At 64.9% G+C, this 23890-nt stretch carries 23 protein-coding genes and 1 tRNA gene; 15 read left to right on the top strand and 9 right to left on the bottom strand.

All coding sequences use genetic code 11. The features are described 5' to 3' along the window. Window positions 1-353 precede the first annotated feature (353 nt). The 3 genes from AB0J91_RS04490 (at window position 354) to AB0J91_RS04480 (ending at window position 3279) form a co-directional block, all read left to right on the top strand. A complete protein-coding gene (locus AB0J91_RS04490; protein ID WP_363864093.1) occupies window positions 354-797 on the top strand; it encodes a DUF485 domain-containing protein in 444 nt (147 codons plus the stop codon). Next, a complete protein-coding gene (locus AB0J91_RS04485; RefSeq protein ID WP_363864091.1) occupies window positions 797-2359 on the top strand; it encodes a cation acetate symporter in 1563 nt (520 codons plus the stop codon). The genes AB0J91_RS04490 and AB0J91_RS04485 overlap by 1 nt, the downstream gene beginning before the upstream one ends. Before the next feature lie 185 nt (window positions 2360-2544). Then, the gene (locus tag AB0J91_RS04480; protein ID WP_363864089.1) at window positions 2545-3279 is read left to right on the top strand and encodes a FadR/GntR family transcriptional regulator; all 735 of its coding nucleotides are present in this window, start codon (window positions 2545-2547) and stop codon (window positions 3277-3279) included. Window positions 3280-3295: 16 nt separating this feature from the next. Here AB0J91_RS04480 and AB0J91_RS04475 read toward each other — a convergent pair whose 3' ends face one another. The 3 genes from AB0J91_RS04475 to paaI are packed head-to-tail and all read right to left on the bottom strand — an operon-like array spanning window position 3296 to window position 5685. Next, complete coding sequence (locus AB0J91_RS04475; protein WP_363794008.1) at window positions 3296-3913, bottom strand: TetR/AcrR family transcriptional regulator; 618 nt, start codon at window positions 3911-3913, stop codon at window positions 3296-3298. Between the two features lie 22 nt (window positions 3914-3935). Then, window positions 3936-5282 carry a phenylacetate--CoA ligase PaaK gene (gene paaK, locus AB0J91_RS04470; RefSeq protein WP_363864087.1) on the bottom strand — a complete coding sequence of 449 codons (1347 nt, stop codon included), beginning with the start codon at window positions 5280-5282 and terminating at the stop codon, window positions 3936-3938. 13 nt (window positions 5283-5295) lie between these two features. Further along, window positions 5296-5685: a hydroxyphenylacetyl-CoA thioesterase PaaI gene (gene paaI, locus AB0J91_RS04465; protein ID WP_363794012.1), complete on the bottom strand. Its 390-nt coding sequence runs from the start codon at window positions 5683-5685 to the stop codon at window positions 5296-5298. Between the two features lie 437 nt (window positions 5686-6122). Here paaI and paaZ point away from each other — a divergent pair, with 437 nt between their 5' ends. The 6 genes from paaZ to paaE are packed head-to-tail and all read left to right on the top strand — an operon-like array spanning window position 6123 to window position 11854. Continuing rightward, on the top strand, window positions 6123-8168 hold the full coding sequence (paaZ, locus tag AB0J91_RS04460) for a phenylacetic acid degradation bifunctional protein PaaZ (RefSeq protein WP_363864085.1): 2046 nt from the start codon (window positions 6123-6125) through the stop codon (window positions 8166-8168). Beyond that, window positions 8165-9112 carry a 1,2-phenylacetyl-CoA epoxidase subunit PaaA gene (gene paaA / locus AB0J91_RS04455; protein ID WP_363864083.1) on the top strand — a complete coding sequence of 316 codons (948 nt, stop codon included), beginning with the start codon at window positions 8165-8167 and terminating at the stop codon, window positions 9110-9112. Before paaZ ends, paaA begins: the two co-directional genes overlap by 4 nt. Then, window positions 9109-9396, top strand: coding sequence for a 1,2-phenylacetyl-CoA epoxidase subunit PaaB (gene paaB, locus AB0J91_RS04450; protein ID WP_132618937.1), 288 nt, complete (start codon window positions 9109-9111; stop codon window positions 9394-9396). Before paaA ends, paaB begins: the two co-directional genes overlap by 4 nt. 7 nt (window positions 9397-9403) lie before the next feature. Then, window positions 9404-10288: a 1,2-phenylacetyl-CoA epoxidase subunit PaaC gene (paaC, locus tag AB0J91_RS04445; RefSeq protein ID WP_363794018.1), complete on the top strand. Its 885-nt coding sequence runs from the start codon at window positions 9404-9406 to the stop codon at window positions 10286-10288. Continuing rightward, a complete protein-coding gene (gene paaD / locus AB0J91_RS04440) occupies window positions 10282-10773 on the top strand; it encodes a 1,2-phenylacetyl-CoA epoxidase subunit PaaD (protein ID WP_363864081.1) in 492 nt (163 codons plus the stop codon). The genes paaC and paaD overlap by 7 nt, the downstream gene beginning before the upstream one ends. A gap of 1 nt (window position 10774) precedes the next feature. After that, entirely contained in the window at window positions 10775-11854 is a 1080-nt protein-coding gene (gene paaE, locus AB0J91_RS04435; protein ID WP_363864079.1) for a 1,2-phenylacetyl-CoA epoxidase subunit PaaE, read from the top strand. A 339-nt stretch (window positions 11855-12193) separates the two neighbouring features. Here paaE and AB0J91_RS04430 read toward each other — a convergent pair. Further along, window positions 12194-12262, bottom strand: a tRNA-Ser gene (locus AB0J91_RS04430). A gap of 930 nt (window positions 12263-13192) precedes the next feature. Beyond that, window positions 13193-14023 (bottom strand): DUF2971 domain-containing protein, encoded by an 831-nt coding sequence (locus tag AB0J91_RS04425; RefSeq protein WP_363864077.1) that lies wholly within the window; start codon window positions 14021-14023, stop codon window positions 13193-13195. Between the two features lie 715 nt (window positions 14024-14738). On the opposite strand from AB0J91_RS04425, the gene AB0J91_RS04420 reads away from it, so the two are divergent. Then, entirely contained in the window at window positions 14739-16373 is a 1635-nt protein-coding gene (locus AB0J91_RS04420) for a pentapeptide repeat-containing protein (RefSeq protein ID WP_363864075.1), read from the top strand. Window positions 16374-16403: 30 nt separating this feature from the next. Here AB0J91_RS04420 and AB0J91_RS04415 read toward each other — a convergent pair whose 3' ends face one another. From AB0J91_RS04415 to AB0J91_RS04405, 3 genes are all read right to left on the bottom strand, one after another. Then, the gene (locus AB0J91_RS04415) at window positions 16404-16658 is read right to left on the bottom strand and encodes a GntR family transcriptional regulator (protein WP_363864073.1); all 255 of its coding nucleotides are present in this window, start codon (window positions 16656-16658) and stop codon (window positions 16404-16406) included. A gap of 417 nt (window positions 16659-17075) precedes the next feature. Continuing rightward, entirely contained in the window at window positions 17076-17999 is a 924-nt protein-coding gene (locus AB0J91_RS04410; protein WP_363864123.1) for an SUMF1/EgtB/PvdO family nonheme iron enzyme, read from the bottom strand. Between the two features lie 66 nt (window positions 18000-18065). Beyond that, entirely contained in the window at window positions 18066-18845 is a 780-nt protein-coding gene (locus AB0J91_RS04405; RefSeq protein ID WP_363864071.1) for an aminotransferase class IV family protein, read from the bottom strand. Between the two features lie 197 nt (window positions 18846-19042). Between AB0J91_RS04405 and AB0J91_RS04400 the strand changes: the two genes are divergently transcribed. Then, window positions 19043-19243, top strand: a complete 201-nt coding sequence (locus AB0J91_RS04400) for a hypothetical protein (RefSeq protein ID WP_210971130.1) — start codon at window positions 19043-19045, stop codon at window positions 19241-19243. Between the two features lie 26 nt (window positions 19244-19269). On the opposite strand, the gene AB0J91_RS04395 is transcribed toward AB0J91_RS04400, so the two are convergent. Then, window positions 19270-19653, bottom strand: coding sequence for a winged helix-turn-helix domain-containing protein (locus tag AB0J91_RS04395; protein ID WP_363864069.1), 384 nt, complete (start codon window positions 19651-19653; stop codon window positions 19270-19272). A 105-nt stretch (window positions 19654-19758) separates the two neighbouring features. Between AB0J91_RS04395 and AB0J91_RS04390 the strand changes: the two genes are divergently transcribed. The 4 genes from AB0J91_RS04390 (at window position 19759) to AB0J91_RS04375 (ending at window position 23753) form a co-directional block, all read left to right on the top strand. Continuing rightward, entirely contained in the window at window positions 19759-20019 is a 261-nt protein-coding gene (locus AB0J91_RS04390; RefSeq protein WP_363864067.1) for a hypothetical protein, read from the top strand. Between the two features lie 137 nt (window positions 20020-20156). Beyond that, entirely contained in the window at window positions 20157-20555 is a 399-nt protein-coding gene (locus AB0J91_RS04385; protein WP_363864065.1) for a hypothetical protein, read from the top strand. 121 nt (window positions 20556-20676) lie between these two features. Continuing rightward, window positions 20677-21558, top strand: coding sequence for an ABC transporter permease (locus AB0J91_RS04380; protein WP_363864063.1), 882 nt, complete (start codon window positions 20677-20679; stop codon window positions 21556-21558). After that, complete coding sequence (locus AB0J91_RS04375) at window positions 21555-23753, top strand: cell division protein FtsK (protein ID WP_363864061.1); 2199 nt, start codon at window positions 21555-21557, stop codon at window positions 23751-23753. The genes AB0J91_RS04380 and AB0J91_RS04375 overlap by 4 nt, the downstream gene beginning before the upstream one ends. Window positions 23754-23890: the final 137 nt, after the last annotated feature.

Below are 23890 nucleotides of genomic sequence, written 5' to 3'. Positions count from 1 at the left end.
CCCCTGCCTGTCCCGTGTTACCCTCGCCTAACCAGCCGGTTGATCAGCAAAAATGATCCCGCTCGGCCTCATTTTTCGAGGTGGTTTGGTTCGGTTCCATCCTCGAGGAGGTATGGCTTCTCGCCAGGTTCAATCACGGTTAGTGATCGTCGGATTCATCAGTTGGTGTGGTGTGTCGCTGCCATGGTCCAGGTGAAGCGGAATGATCGTTAGACTCCCGCCCTGGTTGGCATCGCAAGTCGTGCGGTCACCGACTCCTGCGGAATTCGGGATCAAGGAAGATCGCGAACAGCTGCGGGAGCTCGGACGAAGTTGGGGGACTTTGCGGCATCGGCGCAGAACACGTCGATGCGATGTCCGATTGCTTGGAAGGATGCATGCGCAACGCCACCCAACCCCCGCCGCCGTCTCGACAAACCGAAGCGACCTTCGGTCAAATCGACAAATCCGCCAGGCGAACCGATCTCGCGGTACCCGGAGACGCAGGACCCGACTTTCCCAACATCGCACGCAGTGCGGAATTCCGCGAATTGCGCGGCAAGCTGCGCAGGTTCACGTTCCCGATGACACTCGTGTTCGTCGTCTGGTACGTCGGATACGTCGTCCTCGCCGCGTACTTCCCCGATTTCATGGGAATTCGGCTGTTCGGCGCCGTCAACATCGGACTCGCCCTAGGCATCGGCCAGTTCGTCAGCACCCTCGTCATCACGGCCCTCTACCTGCGCTACGCGGCCAAGGAGATCGACCCTCGTGCCGAGGAGCTCTACCGCAAAGCCACCGGAGAGGAGCGGCCGTAATGGACACCAACCCGATGCTCAACATCAGCATCTTCGCGGCGTTCGTGCTGCTCACGCTGTTCATCGTCTACCGGGTGAGCAGCACGGGCTCCACCACCGACTACTTCGCAGCGGGATCGCAATTCACCGGTGCGCAGAACGGCATCGCCCTGTCGGGCGATTTCCTTTCGGCCGCCTCGTTCCTCGGCATCGCGGGCGCCATCGCCGTGCACGGCTACGACGGTTTTCTCTACTCGATCGGGTTCCTGGTCGGATGGTTGGTGAACCTGCTCCTGGTCGCAGAACTCCTGCGCAACACAGGCCGATTCACCATGGGCGACGTGCTCAGCTACCGCATGAAGCAGCGCCCGGTGCGCGCCGCCGCGGCGGTGTCGACGCTGATGATCTCCTTCATCTACATGATCGCGCAGATCGCAGGCGCCGGAAGTCTGGTGGCGCTGCTGCTCGACGTGCACAGCGCGGCCGGTCAAGCCCTGGTGATCGCCGCCGTCGGCGCGCTGATGATCGTCTACGTGCTCGTGGGTGGGATGAAGGGAACCACCTGGGTGCAGATCATCAAGGCGGTCGCCCTGATGCTGTGCGTCGCGCTCATGACGTTGTTCCTCATGGGCAAGTTCGGGTTCAGCATCACCTCGTTGCTGCAGCACGCAGCCGAGAAGAACCCGCTCGGTGAGCGGATCTTCTCTCCCGGAGCCCAGTACGGGAAGAGCGAGACCACCAAGCTCGACTTCGTCTCGCTGTCCTTGGCGTTGATCTTCGGCGTCGCCGGTCTGCCGCACGTGCTGATGCGCTTCTACACGGTGCCCAACGCCGTGCAGGCGAGGCGTTCCGTGGTGTGGGCGACCGTCACGATGTCGGTGTTCTACCTGTGCACGTTGGTGATCGGGTACGGGGCGGGGGCGATCAGCGGCACGGATTCGATCCTGGCGGCTCCTGGCGGCGAGAACTCCGCGGCGCCGCTGCTGGCCTACAAGATCGGCGGAACGGTGCTGCTGGGAGTGATCGCCGCAGTCGCTTTCGCCACGATCCTCGCCGTGGTGGCGGGTCTGACCCTGACCGCATCGGCATCCTTCGCCCACGACGTGTACGCCAACGTCTTCAAACGCGGGCAGGCCGAGCCGGAGGCCGAGATCGGGGTGGCGCGGCTGACGGCCCTGATCATCGGTGCTACCTCGATCATCGGCGGCATCCTGGTCAACGGGCAGAACCTCGCGTTCCTGGTGTCGCTGGCCTTCGCCTTCGCCGCGTCGGCGAACCTGTCGACCTTGCTCTACTCGCTGTACTGGCGGCGGTTCAACACCCGGGGGACCTTGTGGGGGATCTACGGTGGCCTGGGCATCTGCCTGTTCCTGGTGATCTTCTCCCCGGTGGTTTCGGGAACCCCGACCTCGATCCTGCCCGGTGTCGACTTCGCCTGGTTCCCGCTGAAGAACCCCGGTTTGGTGTCGATCCCGGCGTCGTTCTTGTTCGCCTACATCGGCACTCTGCTGGGAGAGCGCGAAGAAGATGACCGCACTGACGAGATGGAGGTCCGGTCGCTGACCGGCATCGGAGCTTCTTGAGCGGCTGTACCGCGCATGGGACCTTCCTGCCACTTTCCCGGCAGGAAGGTTCCCGTGCTCCGGGCGCGGCAGCTTCGAACCGGCCCGGATCGAGCCCCTCTCACGGTCCTGCAAGACACCCATTTTGAGCAGAACGCGACGTATGGTGGGTCGGCCAGTGACCGAGTCGGAGAGGGAGGAGTGGCATGAGTTCCGCGACCCAGAGCTCGTGGGAGCCGGTGCGCAAGGTCCGGACTTACGAACAGGTCATGGCGCAGATCGAGCAACGCATTCTCGACGGGCGTCTTGCCCCCGGCGACCGCCTTCCCAGCGAGCGAGAGTTCGCGCAGCTCCTCGGAGTCAGCCGGCCGTCGCTGCGGGAAGCGCTGCGCGTGCTCGAAGCGTTGGGGATCGTCGACGTGCGGCCTGGCCGCGGCCCTGACGGCGGGTGCGTTTTCCTCGGCCACCCCGGCACCGGTTTCTCAACGCTGCTCAAGATGCAGCTGACGCTCGGTCACTTCAACGGCGCCGACGTGCTGCGGACCCGGCTGGCGCTGGAGGAGTGGGCGCTGCTGGAGGCGGCTCGACACGCCACTCCCGCCGATCACCGGGCTTTGCACGCGATTCTCGATGAGATGGACTCCCCGCACCTCACCACGCGCGACTTCAACGCCCTCGACACCGAGTTCCACGTCCGGATCGCCGAGTCCACTGGCAATTCGCTGGCCGCTCACATGATGGGGTCGCTGCGCACGGCGATCCAACGTCAGATGATCGAGGTGTACGACCGCAGGGACGATTGGCGGGACACCTCGCGGTACGTGCGGCGTGAACACCGCGCGATCCTTCAAGCGATCGAGTCCGGTGACGGCGAACGCGCTGTTGAGCTGCTGCGCGGTCACATCAACGACTTCTACGAGCTCGACGAGCGCACCGGCTGATCTTCGGGTGCGCTGATCAGTCCTGCTTGCGGACGCGGAGGCCGTCGAATGCGACCGCTGCGACGGTGTCGGCCAGCGTCTCCGCGTCGGCTCCCTGCCGGGGCCGGTACCACTCCACGAGTGAGTTGACCATGCCGAACAGCAGGCGTGCGGCGGTCGCCGGGTCGACGTCGGGACGCAGGTCGCCGTCGGCCGCGGCCTTGCTGACCAGGTCGGCGACGATCTGGTCGAACTCCCGGCGGCGGGCCAGCGCGGCCTTCTCGACCTTGGTGTTGCCGCGGATCCGCAGCAGCAGGGTCACGAAGGGCAGTTGATCGACGAGCACGCCGACGCTGGCCCGCACCAGGTATTCGAGTTTGTCGATGGCGCGGCCGTCGATGGTCTCCAGCTTGTCCGCCTCGGCGAACAGTCCGTCCAGTCCTCGGTTGACCGCGAGCCGCAGCAGTTCGTCCTTGCTGCGCACGTGGTGGTAGATCGCGGACTTGGTGATCTGCAGCTTGCGCGACAGATCCTCCATGCTGGTGCCGTCGTAGCCGCGTTCGTTGAACAGCTTGACCGCAACCGTGAGCAAGGACTCCAGGTCGTAGCCGGGGCGACCGCGTTTGGTCGCGCGGGTGCTGGGCGGTTCGGTCATGAGCGCATTATCGCAAGTCGTCTCAGTCGCGAGGGCGTTGGTCGATGACCCGGCGGAGCTTGCCCACCGAGCGCTCGAGGGAACCTGGCTCGACGATCTCCACGCCGACGCTCACGCCGACACCGTCCTTGACCTTCTCGGCGATCTCCATCGGCGCCTTCTCGCGCCGCGCCGTGGTGGTCTCGGGCAGTGCCTCGACCAGCACGGTCAGCCGGTCCATCCGGTCTTGGCGGGTGAGCTTGAGCTGGAAGTGCGGGGACAGGTCGGCGGTGCCGAGCACGATCTCCTCGATCTGCGTCGGGAAGACGTTGACCCCGCGCAGGATGATCATGTCGTCGCTGCGCCCGGTCACCTTGTCCATCCGGCGGAAGGCCGGCCGTGCCGTGCCCGGCCGCAGCGCGGTCAGGTCGCGCGTCCGGTAGCGGATGATCGGCAGCGCTTCTTTGGTCAGCGACGTGAACAGGAGCTCCCCGGTCGTCCCGTCGGGCAGCGGCACGCCGTCGATCGGGTCGACGACCTCGGGGTAGAAGTGGTCCTCCCAGACGTGAAGGCCGTCCTTGGTCTCGACCGCCTCTTGTGCGACACCGGGCCCCATCACCTCCGAGAGGCCGTAGATGTCGACCGCGTGGATGTCGGCGCGCTCCTCGATCTCGCGGCGCATCTGCTCGGTCCACGGCTCGGCGCCGAAGATTCCGACCTTGAGGGAAGTGCTGCGCGGATCGATCCCCTGACGCTCGAACTCGTCGAGTAGCGTCAGCATGTAGGACGGCGTCACCATGATGATCTCGGGACGGAAGTCGTTGATGATCTGCGCTTGCCGTGCGGTCATGCCGCCTGAAGCCGGGACGACCGTCATCCCCAGCTTCTCGGCGCCGTAGTGGGCGCCGAGGCCTCCGGTGAACAGCCCGTACCCGTAGGAGATGTGCACCTTGTGCCCTGGGCGCCCGCCTGCGGCGAAGATCGATCTCGCGACCACGGTGGCCCACACGTCGAGGTCGGATTCGGTGTAGCCCACGACCGTCGGCTTGCCGGTCGTTCCGCTGGAGGCATGCACCCGGCGGACCTGGTCCTGCGCAACGGCGAACATGCCGAAGGGGTAGTTGTCGCGCAGGTCCTGCTTGGTGGTGAAGGGAAACTTCTCGAGGTCGCTCAGTTCTCGGCAGTCATCGGGGTGCACGCCCGCGTCGTCGAACTTCCTGCGGTAGAAGGGAACGTTCGCGTAGGCGTGGCGCAGCGTCCACTGGAGGCGCTCGAGCTGCAGGGCGCGAAGCTCGTCGGTGCTCAGCCTTTCGGCCGATGAGAGGTCGTCGATCGGCGGCGCGTCGCCAAGTCGGCGGGCGCTCGGCACTTCGTTGTGCGTGGTCGTCATGGGGAGGAACTCCTCAACGCTTGATCTGGCCGACGGTCCGGCTGCGGCCGCGGAACTCCGCGACGACCTCTGGCCCGGCAGGGGTGTCCCGGTGCACCGTGACGTCGTAGATGCCGTTTCGACCGTATTGAGTTCGTTCTTGCGCGGTCGCCACCAGCTCGTCGCCGAGGAACGCGCTCGTGACGAACGAGATTTCCGCTCCGGCGGCGACGGTGACAGGCCCGTGGCTGTTGCACGCGGCTGCGAATGTCGTGTCGGCGAGCAGGAAGACGTAACCGCCGTGCGTGATGTCGTGCCCGTTGACCATCTGCTCGGTCACCCGCATCCGGGCTACTGCGTTGCCGTCGTGCGCTGCGGTCACGACGATGCCGAGCGACGTCGAGGCGACGTCGGATTCGAGCATGGTCCTCGCGGAGTCGCTGAGTCGGTTCGCCGAGCGTGACACCGGGTTGCACCGCCTTCTTACTGACCGAATGGACGGTAAATAAATCTGCCCAAGTAAAAGTCAGTGCGCAAACGGATGTCAAGACCGGCGGTATCGGACGAATCCCATCCGGAAGCGCCTCGGGTCCGGTCGCCGCATCCGCCCGCGGCATGAGCTCAGCGTAGGCGCGTGCGCTTGATCGTGGGCCTCGCGACGAGTCCGGAAAAGCCTGCTGGGCGATGCCTGCGCAAGGGGACCTTCATCGCACCCTCCGGCACCGATGCGCGGAAGGCGACCTTGCTCGCGTCGTCCGTTCGGGCGGGGTGGATCGCGCTGTTGCCACTTTCGCTCCCCGGCGTTGCGCGCTAGCATTAATTCCCGACCGTTCGGTTAGTAATTCTGGAGGGCGAGGCACGATGGCTCAAGGTGCGAGCAAGGTTCTGCGCAGCTACACAAGTGGCGGCTGGAGGGTGGGCGAAGCCGAAGGAACGCCACTGCACGACGCCGTCACGGGCGCCGAAGTCACGCGGATCAGCTCCGCCGGCATCGACATGGCCGCAGCGCTCGAACACGGGCGCGCGGTCGGTGGGCCGGCGCTGAGGGAGCTGACGTTCCACCAGCGTGCAGCCCTGCTCAAAGCGCTGGCTTCGCACCTCCGCGAGCATCGCGAAGAGCTCTACGAACTGTCGGCCAGGACCGGCGCCACCCTCGGGGACTCCAAGTTCGACATCGACGGCGGGATAGGGGTCCTCTTCGCCTACTCCAGCAAGGGGCGGCGGGAACTTCCCAACGACACCGTTTACGTGGAGGGGAACGTCGAACCGCTCAGCAAGGGCGGCACCTTCCTCGGCCAGCACATCGCCACGCCGCTGCGTGGCGTCGCAGTGCAGATCAACGCCTTCAACTTCCCCGCGTGGGGGCCGCTGGAGAAGTTCGCCCCGGCCTTCCTCGCCGGCGTGCCCAGCTTGATCAAGCCGGCCAGCCAGACCGCCTACCTCACCGAGAAGCTCGTCGAACTGATCGTGGAGTCCGGGCTCATTCCCGAAGGGGCGCTGCAGCTGATCAGCGGAAGCGCAGGGGACCTTCTCGATCACGTGACCGGACAGGACCTGGTGTCGTTCACCGGCTCGGCGTCCACCGCGCAGAAGCTGCGGGCTCACCCAGCCATCGTGCGCAACTCGGTGCGCTTCAACGCCGAGGCCGACTCGCTCAACTGCTCGATCCTGGGCCCGGACGCCAAGCCGGGGACCGCGGAATTCGACCTCTACGTCAAGCAGCTGGTCACCGAGATGACCGTCAAGGCCGGTCAGAAGTGCACTGCGATTCGGAGGGCGTTCGTTCCGGCGGAGCTGTTCGACGACGTCGCCGAGGCGGCCGGTGAGCGCCTGGCGAAGATCAAGATCGGAAATCCGAGCAACGCTGACGTTCGCATGGGTGCGTTGGCGAGCCTCGAACAGCGCGAAGAGGTCCGCCGATCCCTGAAGGCGTTGCAGGGTGCGGGCAACATCGTCTTCGGCGACCCGGAGCACGTCGAGCTCATCGACGCCGACGCCGAAAGGGGAGCCTTCATCTCACCGGTGCTGCTCAAGGCGGACCCCGATCGGGCAGAACCGCACGAGGTCGAGGCGTTCGGACCCGTCTCGACGCTCATGCCCTACACCTCGGTGGAGCAGGTCGTCGACTACGCCGCGCGCGGGCAGGGGAGCCTCGCCGGCTCCGTGGTCAGCGGAGACGCCGAGTTCGCCCGCGACGTCGTGCTCGGTGTCGCGCCCTGGCACGGCCGACTGCTGGTGCTCGACGCGGACGACGCGAAGGAGTCCACCGGACACGGTTCGCCGATGCCGGCACTCGTGCACGGCGGTCCCGGCCGCGCAGGCGGTGGTGAGGAGATGGGCGGCATTCGCGGCGTCCTCCACCACATGCAGCGCACTGCGGTGCAGGGCAGCCCAGCAGTGCTGTCCCAGGTCACCGGACGATGGGTGGAAGGAGCCCCTCGTGCCACCGACGGCGTCCACCCCTTCCGGAAGTCCCTGGCCGAACTGAAGATCGGCGACTCGGTGGTGGCCGGCCCGCGGCAGGTCACCGATGCGGACGTCGCGCACTTCGCGGAGTTCACCGGCGACACCTTCTACGCGCACACCGATGAAGGCGCAGCCCGGGAGAACCCGCTGTTCGGTGGCATCGTCGCGCACGGATACCTGGTCGTCTCCTTCGCCGCGGGACTGTTCGTGTCGCCTGAGCCCGGACCGGTGCTGGCGAACTACGGACTGGAGAACCTGCGGTTCCTCACGCCCGTCAAGCCCGGCGACGCACTGACCGTGACCTTGACCTGCAAGCAGATCACGCCCCGCGAGAACGCCGACTACGGCGAAGTCCGCTGGGACGCCGACGTGACCAACGACGACCAGGAATCCGTCGCCAAGTACGACGTGCTCACCCTGGTGTCCAAGGAGAAGCGATGACAGCGACGTTGTCAGACCAGGAACTCGAGGAGCACTTCGAGCGCACCATCGACAAGGACCAGCGGCTCGAGCCGCGGGACTGGCTTCCCGATGGCTACCGCAAGACGATGGTCCGCCAGATCGCCCAGCACGCGCACTCCGAGATCATCGGCATGCAGCCGGAGGGCAACTGGATCACGCGGGCGCCTTCGCTGCGCCGCAAGGCGATTCTGCTGGCGAAGGTCCAGGACGAGGCCGGGCACGGCCTGTACCTGTACTCGGCGGCCGAGACGCTCGGTGGCGACCGGCAGGATCTGACCGAGAAGCTCATCACCGGCCGGCAGAAGTACTCGTCGATCTTCAACTACCCGACGTTGTCGTTCGCCGACGTCGGCGTGATCGGCTGGCTCGTCGACGGCGCGGCGATCTGCAACCAGGTGCCGCTGTGCCGCTCCAGCTACGGCCCCTACGCCAGGGCGATGATCCGGATCTGCAAGGAGGAGTCCTTTCACCAGCGGCAGGGCTACGAACTGCTGATGACGATGATGAAGGGAACTCAGTCGCAGCGGGACATGGTCCAGGACGCGGTGAACCGATTCTGGTGGCCGTCGCTGATGATGTTCGGCCCGCCGGATGCCGAATCGTCGCACACCGAGCAGTCGATGCTCTGGAAGATCAAGCGGCACACCAACGATGAGCTGCGGCAACGCTTCGTCGACATGACCGTCCCGCAGGCCGAGATGCTCGGCGTGACGCTGCCGGACCCCGACCTGGAGTGGAACGCCGAACGCGAGCACTACGACTTCGGCGAGGTCGACTGGAACGAGCTCAAGCAGGTCATCAAGGGCAACGGGCCCTGCAACACCGAACGGGTCGTCCGGCGCCGCAAGGCCCACGAGGACGGCGAGTGGGTGCGCGAGGCGGCAGCCGCACACGCGCGCAAGATGACGGAGGCGAAGGCATGAGCCGGAGTGAATGGCCCCTCTACGAGGTTTTCGTGCGAGGCAAGCGGGGCTTGAACCACGTGCACGTCGGGTCCCTCCGCGCCGCCGACGACGAGATGGCCGTGCACCACGCGCGCGACCTCTACACGCGGCGCAACGAGGGCGTGAGCATTTGGGTGGTGAAGTCGTCCGCGATCACGGCATCCAGCCCTGACGAGAAGGATCCCTTCTTCGCTCCCTCAGGTGACAAGGTCTACCGGCACCCCACCTTCTACGACATTCCCGACAACGTTCCCCACATGTGAGCCGACGATGTCCTTTGACAACGCCTACGAGGCACTCATCGACGCGCACGACGATTCGCGCTGGGCATTCGGCAGCGGGTTCGAAGACCCGCTGGCGGGAGTCGACACCTCAGTGCCGTCCGGTGTGGACGGTTCGGATCTGGCCGCCTACTGCCTGATGCTGGGTGACGATGCGCTGGTCCTGTCGCACCGGCTGCAGCAGTGGTGCACCTTCGCCCCCGAACTCGAGGACGAGGTCGCCATAGCCAACATCGGCCTGGATCTCCTGGGACAGGCCAGGTTGCTGCTGGCCCGAGCAGGCAAGGCGGACGGCAGCGGACGTGGTGAGGACGACTACGCCTTCTTCCGCGACGAGGACCAGTTCCGCAACGTGCGGCTCGCGGAGCTCGAACGCGGCGACTTCGGGCAACTCATCGCGGTGCTGCTGGTGCTGTCCACGTGGCGGCTCGCGCTGTTCCAGCGGCTGACCACCTCCCGCGATCCGGTTCTCGCCGCCATCGCCGACAAGGGCGTGAAGGAACTGACCTACCACCGCGACTACGCCGCTCAATGGGCGGTTCGCCTGGGCGATGGCACGGACTTCTCCCGTGAGCGCATGCGGGAGGCCTTGACCGCCGTGTGGCCGTACGTGGACGAGTTGTTCACCGCGCACGAGGTCGAAACCCGCCTGGTGGAAGCCGGTGTCGCGGTCGATCCCGCTGCGGTGCGCGAGGAGTTCGACGGCGTGCTCGCGCAGGTGTTCCAGGCCGCGACGCTGGAACGCCCCGACCTGCCGGGCAAGGCAGGAGTCGCCGGCGGAACCGGCAGGCACGGTCGGCACACCGAAGCGATGGGATACCTCGTCGCCGAGCTGCAGAGCGTCGCCCGCGCGCATCCGGAGGCGACGTGGTGACCGCCAGAGCCGTCGCGGAGACCGTCCGCGATCCCGAACTGCCGATGCTCACGCTCGCCGACCTCGGCGTGCTTCGCGAGGTGTCCGAACAGGACGGTGCGGTGAAGGTGTCCATCACACCCACCTACACCGGCTGTCCGGCCATGGACACGATGCGCGACGACCTGGTTCACGCGTTGGAGGGAGCGGGGTTCGCCCGAGTCGAGGTGAGCACGGTGCTGCAGCCGCCGTGGAGCTCGGACTGGATCAGCGAGCAGGGGCGCCGCAAGCTCGCAGAGGCCGGCATCGCACCACCTGGTGGTGTTCCCGCGCGCGGCCCCGGCCCGGTGCCGTTGTCGCTCCACCCACCTGAGCGAAAGGTTCCCTGCCCGCGCTGCGGCGAGGCGGACACCGAACTGCTGTCGGAGTTCGGAGCCACCGCGTGCAAGGCCATGCGCCGCTGCCGGTCGTGCGACGAACCGTTCGAACACGTCAAGGAGATCTGAGGTGACCGCGTCAACCAAGTCCCGGGTGCGGGGCGAATTCCACACGCTGACCGTCGCAGAGGTCAGCAGGCTGTGCGACGACGCCGTCGCGGTCACCTTCTCCGTGCCACCAGAGCTCCGCGACACCTACGAGTTCCGTGCCGGTCAGTCGCTGACGTTGCGTCGCGTGATCGACGGACGAGAGGAGCGGCGGTCGTATTCGATCTGCTCGGCTGAGGGGAGCTCTCCGCGCATCGGGGTGCGTGAAGTCCCCGACGGATTGTTCTCCACGTGGCTGGTCAACGAGGTTCGTCCCGGCGACGAGATCGAAGTCGGGGCTCCGACCGGGGCGTTCAGCCCGAAGTCGGTACCGGGGCAGCACGTGCTGATCGGTGCCGGATCCGGCATCACTCCGCTGCTGTCGATCGCGGCGACGGTACTTCGGGACCCTTCAGCCACGGCGACCGTCGTCTACGGCAACCGCCGCACGGACACCGTGATGTTCGCCGACGAGCTCGCGGATCTGAAGGACCGGTATCCCGAGCGCTTGGAGCTTGTGCACGTTCTCTCCCGTGAACCGCGGGAGGCGGATCTGTTCACCGGACGTCTCGACGAGGAGAAGCTGCGCGCTCTGATGGCGCTGGTGCCCGAGGTCGGTGACGTCGACGAGTGGTGGTTGTGCGGTCCGTTCGGCATGGTCACCGGCGCACAGCAGCTGCTGGGGGAACTCGGTGTGGCCGACCAGCGCATCCACCGCGAGTTGTTCTACGTCGACGACGTGCCTCCGGAACCTGTGAAGCACATCGACGCTGTGCCTTCGGGGGCGACCACCGAGGCCACGATCGTCCTCGACGGTCGGAGCACGACCACCGCGTTGTCGCGGGAGATACCGGTTCTCGACGGTGCGCAGAAGGCGAGGCCCGACCTGCCGTTCGCCTGCAAGGGCGGTGTCTGCGGCACCTGCCGGGCGAAGGTCACCGAGGGAGAGGTCGACATGCGTCGGAATTTCGCGCTGGAAGAAGCGGAGGTGGCCGAAGGGTTTGTCCTGACCTGCCAGTCCGTCCCAGTCAGCGACGTGCTCACCGTCGACTTCGACTCCTGATCCGGTTCGGCGCGAAGCGCGCTGAGATCGGCTCTGTGCTAGAAGATCCGCCTCTGAACGGAGGGAACATCGTTCGGAGGCGGATCTTTTGTGCCGCGTGCGTCCAGAACTGCCGAGGGCTGTCCACGCAGCCTCACGACGACAGTCACCGGTGGTGTGGCCGGCGTCTACGTGGTTTTGCGCGCGCGTGAGCCGACGTGCTCAGGACATCGGTGCACGCGCATTGCACACAACCATCGGCCGAGCGCGGCAGATGAGGGCCCGGTAGTGCTCGAAACGCAAAACCGCCCCCGGCCTAGTTCTTGCCGGCCAGGGGCGGTTTCCTTGTCCATCTGATTGCGCCCTCGACAGGATTCGAACCTGTGACACCTGCCTCCGGAGGGCAGCGATGTGATTGGTTGTTTTGGCTGGTCAGAGGGATGAATATGGCTAGTTCTGGAACGGCTTGCACACTCACTGCACACGTCGCGGTAGCGGCTACTACAGGGTTATCCGAGCTACATACGAACCTTTCGTCGTCTTCTGAGGGGTTGTTCGGGTATCCCCGCCTACCACCGAAACGTGTCGCTAGTCACAACGTGCAAAACGATCTTCTGCGTCCATCGGTCTGTCGGCGCGGCCCGGGTTGACAGAAAATGACGCTTTGGCATTTTGACACCATTCTGCTGCCTGCAACTTTGCGGCTAAAGCTTGCCAAAACATGGCCTCAGCTTGTCAAAAGCCTGGCCCTGAATAGTCTGTACTATTCGTGAAACCCCAGGTGGCGCGAGGTTCTGGGTGGCTTGATCCAAGGTTTTGGATGGAGTAAGAATGGCGATCGTCGGCCTCTTGGGAAGTGCTCAAGAGGGGGCCCGTCTCCTTCTGGGATGGGTGTCCGTAAGGAATGGTCGCAGAGGAAGGGAGTGGTGCGTCTTGCGTCGGAGGGGCGTTGTTCCTGAAGTGCTTCGCCGAAAAGCATCGGGTGGATGCGAAATAGCGGCGCTTCTAACGGACTCGATAGGGGTGGTTGCCGACTGGTTTGAGCTCAGTGGCCTAGCCGCTTGGGCTAGGCCACTGGCTGTTGGGCTTCGCGTGTTGGCTCGCTTCTTACGCGGTCGCAACTGAACCAAGTGATGGCCGGTCCGTACGGGTATCGCCCACCCTGCGGCCCGGCCTTCAAGCCAGCGAAATCCCTGATTGGAACCTTAAGATGTCTTCTTGCTGATGTCAAAGATCCTGTCGGTCTGAATGGGCTCTTTGGGAGATCTTTCCCATCATCCCGACCTGACTCGCGAGGTTTGTAGAACGCGCGTTCGCAAGTTTGGAGGCCTAAGAATGTGCTTGCGGATGGAGTCATGCTCAGCATCTGTAGGGGGCCCCTGATTGCGTAACGGAAGCTTCGCTGTAAGCGCTTCCGGATGAACGGAGAAGCTTGCGAACGCCATTGATATTAACTTCACAATGTGCGCCAGGGCCGACGATAACCTCTCGAATCGAGCTAGCATCAAAGCCGATTTCCAGGTAGGGAACGAGCGCAAACTCCGATGCGCGAAAATGTATCGCCCCAGTGGGAGGACCACCGTATGGGCAGAGCACCATTCTAACTTCTTCTTCTGCGTGGAAGCTTGGGTGCTTAATCTGCGCAAGCAGCGGTAGCAACGTATACAGGACCTCGTGGTAAGCGGAGCTTCCAGGAAATCCTCCTGAGTAAGTTCTATCGATCTCGTTCATCCCATCCTGTATTAGTTTCTTCCCTTCGGCTGAATTCCTTCCGTATTTTACTTCGAATAGCTTGAGTGGATCATGAATATCAGCGCATTTGGCGGCCGCTGAGGATTCAAGCAGATCGACATCGAAGCCAATTGCGTAGCCCTGGCGTCTGCCGTAGGCGCGCCACTGTCCCAAGAGGTCTGGGTGCTTGCAAAAGCACGAAACGAACACAGGGAACATATCTCTGTCCGACACCATGCTCTTTATGCCGTAAAATGTCTCAAGATTCGGGCTTTCGGGATCTTCTTCCTCCCGTCTGATCAAACTATCTAGACGATCCTCAACTTCTTCGGTGCTGTAACTGATCTCGGTAGAATCATTTAGAAAGCGTGCGTCGGAAGCCCATATCGTGCCAGATTTGATAATTCCAAGCAGTCCTGCCGAGTCGGTGTAGTGATAAATGCGCCTCGTCGCTTCCATGCTTATGCTCCCAGTCGAAATATGGACCACGGCACGATTCGGCGGCTGCTCTCGGTGGTTTGAGCTTTGCAGATTGCCGCCACTGGCCCAGCTTGCGGCGCGTCGCCACATCCTGCCCGGTGGCCCCAGAGCACCTGAATCAAAACGGCCCGCGCCGCCTCGTCAGGCAGCTCGGGCCGTCTGTTGTTCACCGTCGGCACTTCCCCTACCTCGGTGAACGGGTGTGCTATCGGGGCACACATCGGCAATACTTGACCACATGTTCGAACGCGTCCAAGTTCATCCGCCCTCACTTCCGGGCGACGATCGGGTGCGACGTCCGCCGGTCCCGGTCCGCGTGGACCTCTCGGTCGTGTTCGCCCTCCCGGCGGTGGCCGGTGTCGAGCTGCCCGGCGGTTGGGACACGGGGGCGACCGTGGAGGGGCGACCTGGTCGGCTGGCGGCGGGACACCGGCGGCCGTTGGTGGGGCGAGGTCCGACTCTGTGTCCAGCGTGGCGTGAACTCCGGGGCGGGCAGGATCCCGTACGCGTGGTGGGTGCCGGCGCACGCGGTAAAGCCTCGTTAGAGTGGGTACGGGTCTTCTCCAACGCTCCTAACGACACTGGCGGGAGTTTGCGTTCGTGAGCCTCAATGTCCTTGGCCTCAACTCACCGGATTCTCGCGAGATCTGCTGATCTGCAGCCAGCAGTCTGCGGCTGCTGGCACGCTCGAAGCATGATCGTCTCGTGGTGGAAGCGTCAGCTTGAGAAGGCGAAGCAGGACGACTCCGTGTCAGTCATGCCCAGGTGGTCGATCTGGGTCGGGGCTGTTGCGCTACTTGTAGCTGTTGGCGCGTCGATGTGGGTGCTTTTTTGGTTGTTCGGCGCGGCCACGGATCAGGACAAGATTCGACTCGACATCGTGAAATTGGCTGGCAGCGTCGGGGTTGGAACCGGGGGAGCTGTGGCACTCTTGCTAGCTGCTCGACGTCAGCGGTCGGCAGAAGTGAGTCTGAAACAGACTGAACGTGATCTAGAAGTCAAGAAACAAGTCGCTGACGATGCGCGTCATAATGCGGATGAGCAGCGAATTACCGAGCTTTATTCGTCAGCAGCGGAGCAATTGGGGTCTGATAAAGCGCCGGTAAGGTTGTCGGCGCTTTATGTATTGGAACGGATCGCCGACGGGAACAAGCATCATAGGCAAACCGTCGTGAATCTCCTGTGCTCGTATTTGCGTATGCCGTTTGAAGTCCCACGATCTGGATCATTTATTGGAGGGAGTGATTCGGGCGGTGAAATGTCTAGCTCGCCGGGAGAAAAGGGCGTTCTCTTGTTGGACCTTTCGCCGTCGGCCATCTCGGCGCTTGGGGGAGTTCCCGACTCGTCCGAAGCCTATCGACAGGAGAAGCAGGTTCGCCAAACTGCACAGCGGATTATCGCAGACCATATCCGTCCGTATGGCAGTGATGGGAACCCCTCGCAGGCGGTATTTTGGGGAGATCTTCGTCTGGATCTAAGCGGGGCAGTCCTGGAAGATCTAGATATGTCGCACTGTCGGATTGGTAGGGCCACCTTCGGGAACGCAACCTTTCTGGGTTTGACGAGATTTAGGGCCACCGAGTTCTGCGGTAATTCCGATTTTGACCGCGCTCGGTTTAAGGGCGACGTTACCTTTGACCACGCGCAGTTTGGCTCCGCAAACTTCATCAAGGCGAAGTTCCATAAATGGGCAGAATTCAATGAGTGTTCCTTCGGTCGGGCGTTCTTCGGCAGGGCTCGCTTTAAGGATGAGGTGACTTTCCGGGGGGCCCATTTCGGAAGCGGGGCATCGTTTGTCGGCGCACGATTTAAAGATGAGGTCCAATTTAGAGATACAGAGTTTGGGGTTCTGCTACTTGGCGACGCAAGGTTCGACAAGACTGTTTCGCTGGAGAATGTTCGCGGTTCGGTTTCCGCAGCCAGCGCGCACTTGAATTCGGGGGTGATATTTGACGGATCTTTTCTGGGGTCTGCGGCCTTCTATGGAACTAAATTCCTGGGTCCGGCCACGTTCAAGAATGTTCAATTTAAGGCGGCTGGAGAGGAGGCGGTTAGCGTCCTATTTTGGTCGGTAGAGTTTGGCGCGTCAGTTTCGTTCGAAGGCGCGCTATTTGGTGGCTCGGTAGGATTCCTTGATACAGTTGCGAGTTTTGGAACTGATTTTGGCTGCGCGCGTCGCCGTTGTGACTCCGGGGTGGCACCTGCTTCCGGTGACGCTTTTCCTCCTGGGTGGAAAGTTATTGGTCCCCCTGAAGGTGACTCCGGAGAAATAGAAGGAATGGACGGATATTGGGGGTTTGTAGTCGAGGATTCGACCGAAATTCCCTAGTTTCCCGCCAGCAAGCGAAAGAATTCGGGATCAGTCTGCCGTGACGTAGGTGCCCATGCCGTTGACGACGGTGAGTAGGCCGGCCTCTTGGAGGTGGCGGATGGCCTTGGTGGCGGTGACCTTGGTGACGCCGTAGATCTCGGCGAGTTCGGGGCCGGAGGGGAGGCGTTGGCCTGGGGTGAGTTCGCCGGATTCGATGTCGCCTCGGAGGTCGTCGGCGATCTGGGACCAGACGTAGACCGGAAGGTCTCGGTTGATCCTGTCTGCGCGGCTCTCCCAGCTCATGGTCCGACGCTATGCAGGCAGAGGAACCTACGCCTGATGAGATGAACCCATAGGTACGTGTAGGTAGCTACACTCTCGCCTATGGAAGTGACCCAGGCTGAGGAGCAGAAAGCGGTTTTCGTTGACGGTCGGCGCTGGCTCGTGTGCCCGGTCGACGGTCCTGGCTGCTTCCGTGTCGTCGCAGACCTCGGGCGCATCGCTGTTGACGCGGTCGAGTTCCACGCGGAGAACCATCACCTTGGAAGGCGCTGCTCCTGCTGTGGCCGATGACCGCCGACGCTCCGAGCGGCCGGGAGTTGCCCTCCGACGTGCGACGACGTCGGGAGAGGCGATCTCACGGCGCGCTGAGATCGCAGCAGCGGCGATGGAATGCCTTGTCTGGTGGCCGGGCAAGGCCGGAGGTGCGGTGTGAGCTGGTTATTCGGTGCCGTGAAGGAGTCGTTCGAGGTCTTCGGCCGGTGCTGCGCAGCGGAATCCGGTGTCGTCGTCGCACATGGTTTCGTTGGCGTCGTTGAACTGCGACGGGACCGCGCGGTCGAACTGGCTCGTCCAGGCTCCGCCCTTGAGCTCACGCCGACCGGGCGTGGATTGGGTGTCGAGCCATTCCCAGACGTTCCCGCACATGTCGTAAACGCCGTAGGGGCTGGTGCCGGACTGGTAGCAGTCGACGGCTGTCGTCGCGCCGACGCCGTTCTCCCGGACGTTGCACTTGGCCGGTGTCGGCTGGTCGCCCCACGGGTAGGTGGCACCGCGGGTTCCCCTGGCAGCCTTCTCCCACTGCTGCGCGGTTGGGAGCGTCTTGCCCGCCCATTTCGCGTACGCGGCGGCGTCCTTCCAGGTCACCCACACCACGGGGTGGTTGGCCAGGTCCTTCGGGAAGGTGCCGTTCTCCCAGTGCTGCGGCGGTTCGTGGCCGGTCGCGGCGACGAACTGGGCATAGTCGGCGTTGCTGACCAGGTAGATGTCGATGTAGTACGACGGCACCCACAGCGGGGTGTTGCTCGGTCCGGCCTGGTAGATGCTGCCGTCGACCTTGACCATCGAGCTGCCGGTCATCGGGTGGCGAACCTGGCTGCTCCCAATCGGCTCGATGGTCTCGGCGCCGGAGATCTCCGCTCCGCCGGTCAGCCCCTTGAACCGGGCCTTGGTGTCGGGGTCGGACATCCTCAGGGCCGTGTCCAGGATGGCCTGGTTGACCGGGAGCGGGGTGATATCTGAGCCCTTGGCCTCCCACTTGGAGATCATGCGCTCACTCACGCCCAGGTGGGCTGCGAACTCCCGGATGCTAAGCCGCATCGCGGTGCGGAGAGCCCGGATCTCGGCCCCCGTCCAAACCTGCACATTCGCCACTTGCCAGCTCCCCTGTCACGACTTCCGCAGGGAAGCCTAAAGGTCATGCCCGCGTGGCTACACCCTTTCGCCGGGGATGTCTGCGTAGAGCCCGCGCAGCTCGTCGAGCACTGGGTGTTCCCTGGGCCATTCGTTGCCCTCAATGGCCGAAACCGCCCGGAGACCGGTGGCGGCGTTCGTCGCGAACACGGCATCCATCTCGTCCAGGTCAGCGAGCGTTACCGGCTCGACCATGACCGACTCGTCGAGCTCCTGCTGAAGCAAGGTCATCGTGACGCCGGACAGATACTCGGCTTTGGGCCAGATGATCTGTCCATCTCGGACGAACCCGATGTTCGAGGTCGCGATCTCGCTGATGGTGCCGTTGGGGTTGAGAAACAGCACGTCATCGAAGCCGTCCCGCTGGGCGATGCGGCGCCGTCGCAGCGCGGCGTACAGGCCGATGTGCTTGACCGGCGGATCGTCGCGGACGTACGAGATCGCTCGCAGCCGCAGCGGTGAGGCGATGCCTGGCGAGGCTTCCCGCGTGGTCACGAGCACGTGCGGTTCGGCGTCCTGGCCGATCGAGCCGAGGTCGAGCGCCGGGTCATAGATCGTCACGCGCGCCGTGGTCAGCGCCGGTGCGTCTTCGAGCGCCAGGCGGACGAAGTGCCGGACGCGCTCAACGTCCAGCTCGACGTCGAAGAGCTGGCGGGAGTCGCGGAGCAGCCGCTGCATGTGGTGGGACAGGCCGCGTACGTGCCCGTCCTCGACCCGCATCGAGGTGAAGTGGCCGTAGTTCGTCAGAGCCAGGGTCTTGACCTGCTCCATCTCGGGCGGGGTGCCGTTGAGCTGCATGGCACCCAGCTTCGCATCTGACCGGCCGTTTCTGAACTTCACCGGAACCGGAGTGCAGCACGAGTTCAGGGGCACCGGTTCAGCACGGGTTCAGCAAGGGGCGTTCAAGGGCAGTTCTTTGTAGCTCGCTGAGACCGCAATCTGGATATGTCAGCGGAACGGGCAAGCGAAAAGCCCTCAGCGAGAAGGAGAAAGTCATGGCGAAGCAGGCGTTCCCCGGAGTCCAGACCGGCGGCGGCATTATGCCCAAGCTCATCGGTGCGGCGGTCACGTTCGCGGTCTTGGTCCTCATCGTGAAGCACCCCGCCGAGTCGGCCGTCTGGGTCAAGGGCGCGTTCGAGCTCTTCATCGCCCTCGTCAACGGCATGGCCCAGTTCTTCCAGGGGCTCATGGCATGAGCGCGCCGACCACCAAGCGCTTCGCGCTACTCGTCGCGGACTCGGCTGATGAGGTCGTCAAGCCGCCCTTCCAGGGCGTTGATGGCGGCGTCCGCCTGCTGAACTGTCTTGCGAAGCTCGGTCAGCTCCGAGCGGGTGCGGGTGAGTTCCGCAGCCACGTCGACCTGCTCGGACGGCTCCCGGACATAGGCCCCGGCGTTAGTCCGGATCGTGACCACGCCGGAGTCCCGGAGCAGGCGAACCGCAGCCAACGCAGTGTTGACCGCGACCTCGTACTCCTCCGCGAGCAGGCGATATGTCGGCAGCTGGGCACCCGGGGCGAATTCGCCGGCGTCGATCCGCCCCTGTAGGGCGTCCGCCACACGCCGACTAGCTGGGCGCTTGTCCTCGTGCGCGTCGTCAGTAGCCACGTGATCAGCGTACTCGGCATGTCTTGAGACACGGGTTGACAGCTGACTCCGCGCGCCCTAATGTCTCGCGACATAGAAAATCTCTTAAGACATCAGGAGGTAGCAATGCCCAACCAGGACTACGGCTCCCTCGGCGCCGAACTGGCCCACTGCGAGGCCGAGCTCAGCGAGTTCGAGCAGGAAGCCGTGCAGGACTACTGGTCGCAGGTCATCGCCGAGGAACTCGGCGAGCTGCCGGTCACGCCCTTCGCCTGGTCGGAGCTGGGTGCGGGGGAGCGGACGCGGCTGCGACGGTACGAGCGTCGCGAGGCCGGTGCCGCGCTGCGGCTGATCACTACCGAGGCGGACTCCGGGGAGGCGGCGTGAACGGGCTGATGAGTTGGCTGTTGTCGGGGCGGCGTGTTCCGCGGTTTTCGACTGCTGATGGGTCCCGGGGCGCCCGGCGTCGGCGTGAGTTGACCTGCCCGGAGCACAAGCCGAGTCGCGGTGAGCAGGTCAGCGAGGTGTCCGTGCGGTGGACCTGCGAATGCGGGGCGTACCGCTTCGAGATCGACGCGCCCCCGCCGCACGTCGACGAGGTCCCGACGACGGCCTACCTGGAGATGGAGCGCCGGGGGCTTCAGGGCAAGAAGGGGCCGTGGCGGTCTCAGATCACCGGCAAGCCCCTGCGGGTCGAGCCCGCCGAACCGGCCGTTGAGGAGGCAGAGGCGAGCGCGCCGGAGCGAGCGGAGCGCGAGCTGCGCTGCGACCGGAAGGCCCGGGAGTACGTCAAGCGCTACGGCCCGCAAGCGGCGCGAGATGAGGCCTACTGGGCCGACCACGCCAACGACGAATGGATGGCCGAGGCCCTGTTCAAAGCCGCTGACCGCGTCGACGGCGGCGAGACCACCTGGCCTTTCTGATGTCCCGGCCCAACAGCCCTTCCGCCAAGAACGCCTGTTGGGCCGGGTCTCCCACCGATCACCAAACCGTTAGGAGATCCCCAATGCTACGGATCACCGCTAGCCCCGGTGGGGGTGCGCGATGACCACCGCGAAGAGCGCTTACCCCGTGCCGGTTGCCGAGCTGCTGCCGCAGGCCCGCCAGCTGGCGAAGCAGTCGGGACGGGTTCCGAGCCGCAACCAGTTGATGGCTGAGCTGCGGATCGGGGCACCGAAGGCCCGCGAGATCCTGGACCGCCTCGCGGACGAGCAGCCGGTGAAGGCTCCCAACCCGGCGGGTCTGCACGTCGTCGCCGAACCCACTCCGGACGAGACCGAACCCACCGAGACCCACGACGACGAACCCACCGAACCTGATTCCGAGCCCACGGATTCCGAGCACGTGTCCCCGGAGGCGGAGCAGGCGACCGAGTCTGCCCCGGTTTCGGCCGAGGAGTCGGCGCCGGTGTGGGAGGCGGTGTCGGAGCCGATCACGGTCGACGCAGACCCGGCCACGCCCACCCAGCCGACCGAGACGACCGCCTCGAAGCCTGTCGCCGTGTGGCCGGTGATGCTGCTGGCTCTACCGGCGTTCGTGGCCATCTGGTCCGGGTGGGTCGGACTCGGTCAGCTGACGGGGTTCGGCATCGTGCACCCGCTTCCGGGGATCGCGGACTCCTTCGCGATCAACACCGCGATCACGCTGCCGATCGGGGTCGAGACCTACGCGGCCTATGCCCTGCGCGTCTGGCTTTCCGGCCAGGTCCCGGCCCGTGCGCGTCGGTTCGCGAAGTACTCCGCCCTGGGCTCGCTCGCCCTCGGAGCACTCGGCCAGATCGCTTTCCACCTGATGAAGGCCGCCGGGATGACCTCGGCGCCCTGGCTCATCACCGCCGCCGTGGCCTGCTTGCCCGTGGCCGTGCTCGGCATGGGCGCGGGCTTGGCCCACCTGATCAAAGACACCCACCGGGAGGTGCAGCGATGACCGAACAGCCCCAGAACCACAGGACCCAGGACGACGAGCACCAGGGCGAGGAGCAGGCGCGGGTGCTGCGTTTCCCGTCCGAACGCCTCAACCACGACCAGGCCAAGACCGAGGCCGAGGCCGGTGCTGACGCGCAGGTGATCGACGGCGAGCTGATCGACGACCAGGACCAGCAGGTCGACCAGCCGCAGACCGAGGCGGGTTCGAGTCTGGTCCGCGGTGAGAAGCGCGAACCGGTCCTGCCCCAGTGGGCGAGCAGCGTCGAGGAGTTCCGGGAGACCGCGAAGTGGGCGGTCGGCTATGCGGGCCACACGCTGGCGTTCCATGCGGTGCGGTGCCCGGTCTACCTCGCCCGCATCTTGATCCGCGTTCCACAAGGGACCCTGCGGCTGCTGCGTGGGTTTCTGCGGTGGGTGACCGATGCCGAGGGGCGGCCCGTTCGGCATGCTGCCGCTGACCGCGCCGACGCAGCGGAGTACCTGCGGCTGTCCGGTCAGCGTGATAGCCGGGTTCGGGGCCGGGTCTACGCCACGGTGGGCTTGGGTGCGGCGGCTCTGGCCGCGTTCTTCCTGGGCCGTGAGCTGCTGCCCGAGATCGTGCAGTACGCCATCGTGGCAGGCGCCCTCGGCGCCGTGGGGTGGTTGGGAGCTCCGGCGGACCAGCCGATCGCCTCGCGTGCGGTGGAGGCGACGAAGGTGCCGAAGCTGACCAGCAACGCCGTCGAAATTGCCCTCGGTGCCCTGGGGATCTCGGGGATCAACCAGGCGATGGGCAAGGGCGGCGAGGGGATCGGGTTCCCGAAGCCGATTTCGCGCGACGGCAAGGGGTGGCGTGCGGATGTGGACCTGCCGCACGGTGTGACCCCTGGGGACATCATGGACCGCCGCGAAAAGCTCGCTTCCGGTCTCCGCCGCCCGCTCGGGTGCGTGTGGCCCGAAGCCGACAATAGTGAGCACGCGGGCCGCTTGATCCTGTGGGTGGGGGATCAGGACATGCGCAAGGCCAAGCAACCCGCCTGGGCACTGCGCAAGGGCGTGCGCGTGGACCTCTTCCAGCCCCAGCCGTTCGGCACCGATCAGCGCGGCCGGTGGGTGGACCTGCGGCTGATGTTCACCTCGGTGGCGATCGGGGCGATCCCGCGTATGGGCAAGACCTTCGCCCTGCGCGAGCTCCTGCTCATCGCCGCCCTCGATCCGCGCGCCGAGCTGCACACCTACGACCTCAAGGGCACCGGCGACCTCGACCCCCTGGAGAAAGTCACCCACGCCCACGGCGTCGGCGATGACGACGAGGAGATTGAGAAGGCTATTGGTGACCTGCGAAAACTCCGCGACGAGCTCCGCCGCAGGGCGAAGCTGATCCGGGACCTGGCCAAGCAGGGTCTGGCGCCGGAGAACAAGGTCACCCCGGACCTCGCGGGCAAGAAATCGCTCGGCCTGCACCCGATCGTCATCGGCGTCGATGAGTGCCAGGTGTGGTTCGAGCACCCCGACTACGGCGAGGAGTTCGAAGCCATCTGCACCGACCTCGTCAAACGCGGCCCCGCACTCGGGATCATCATCATGCTCGCCACCCAGCGCCCCGACGCCAAGAGCCTGCCCACGGGCATCTCGGCGAACGTGTCCACGCGGTTCTGCCTGAAGGTGCAGGGACAGACCGAAAACGACATGGTCCTGGGCACCTCGAAGTACAAGCAGGGCGTGCGCGCCACGACCTTCGCCTGGGCGGACAAGGGCATCGGCTACCTCGTCGGTGAAGGCTCGGACGCGCAGATCGTCCGCACAGTGGCGGGTTTGGACGGTCCGGCCTCGGAGAAGGTCGCTGCCTACGCCCGCACCTTGCGCGAGCAGGTCGGAACGCTGACCGGCCATGCCATCGGCGAGGCCCCAGAGGTGGACGAGTCGGTGTCCAAGAAGGACACGTTGCTCGAAGACATCCTGGCCGTGGTCGGCGAGACCGAGAAGAAGGTCTGGAACGAGCGCGTCATCGCCCGCCTCTACGAGCTCAAGCCCGAGGTCTACGGCACCTACACCGAGTCGGCCGACCTCACCGCGGCTTTGAAGCGGCACGGCATCCGCACCGCCCAGGTGTGGGGCACCACCGACGACAACAAGGGCGCCAGCCGCATCGGCATCACCCGCGCCGACATCGCCCAAGAAGTCGCGGAACGTAACCGCCGCGAGGGGTCCGGCTAGCCCTCGCCGGGTCTCTAGACCTAGACGACCGGCCTTCTAGGTCTAGAGACCCCGCTAGACCCCCATCCCGTTCCTCACCAGCGCCCTAGTCCCTAGAGGCGCGTGGGCCAGTGCGCCCAAAAACCGCCCAGGAGGCC

Origin of the sequence: Saccharopolyspora sp. NPDC049357, from assembly GCF_040677225.1 — a bacterium.
In the GTDB taxonomy this organism is placed as follows: Bacteria; Actinomycetota; Actinomycetes; order Mycobacteriales; family Pseudonocardiaceae; genus Saccharopolyspora.
The sequence above is the reverse complement of the archived record's forward strand: the minus strand, read 5'-3'. Positions and strand labels throughout refer to the sequence as shown.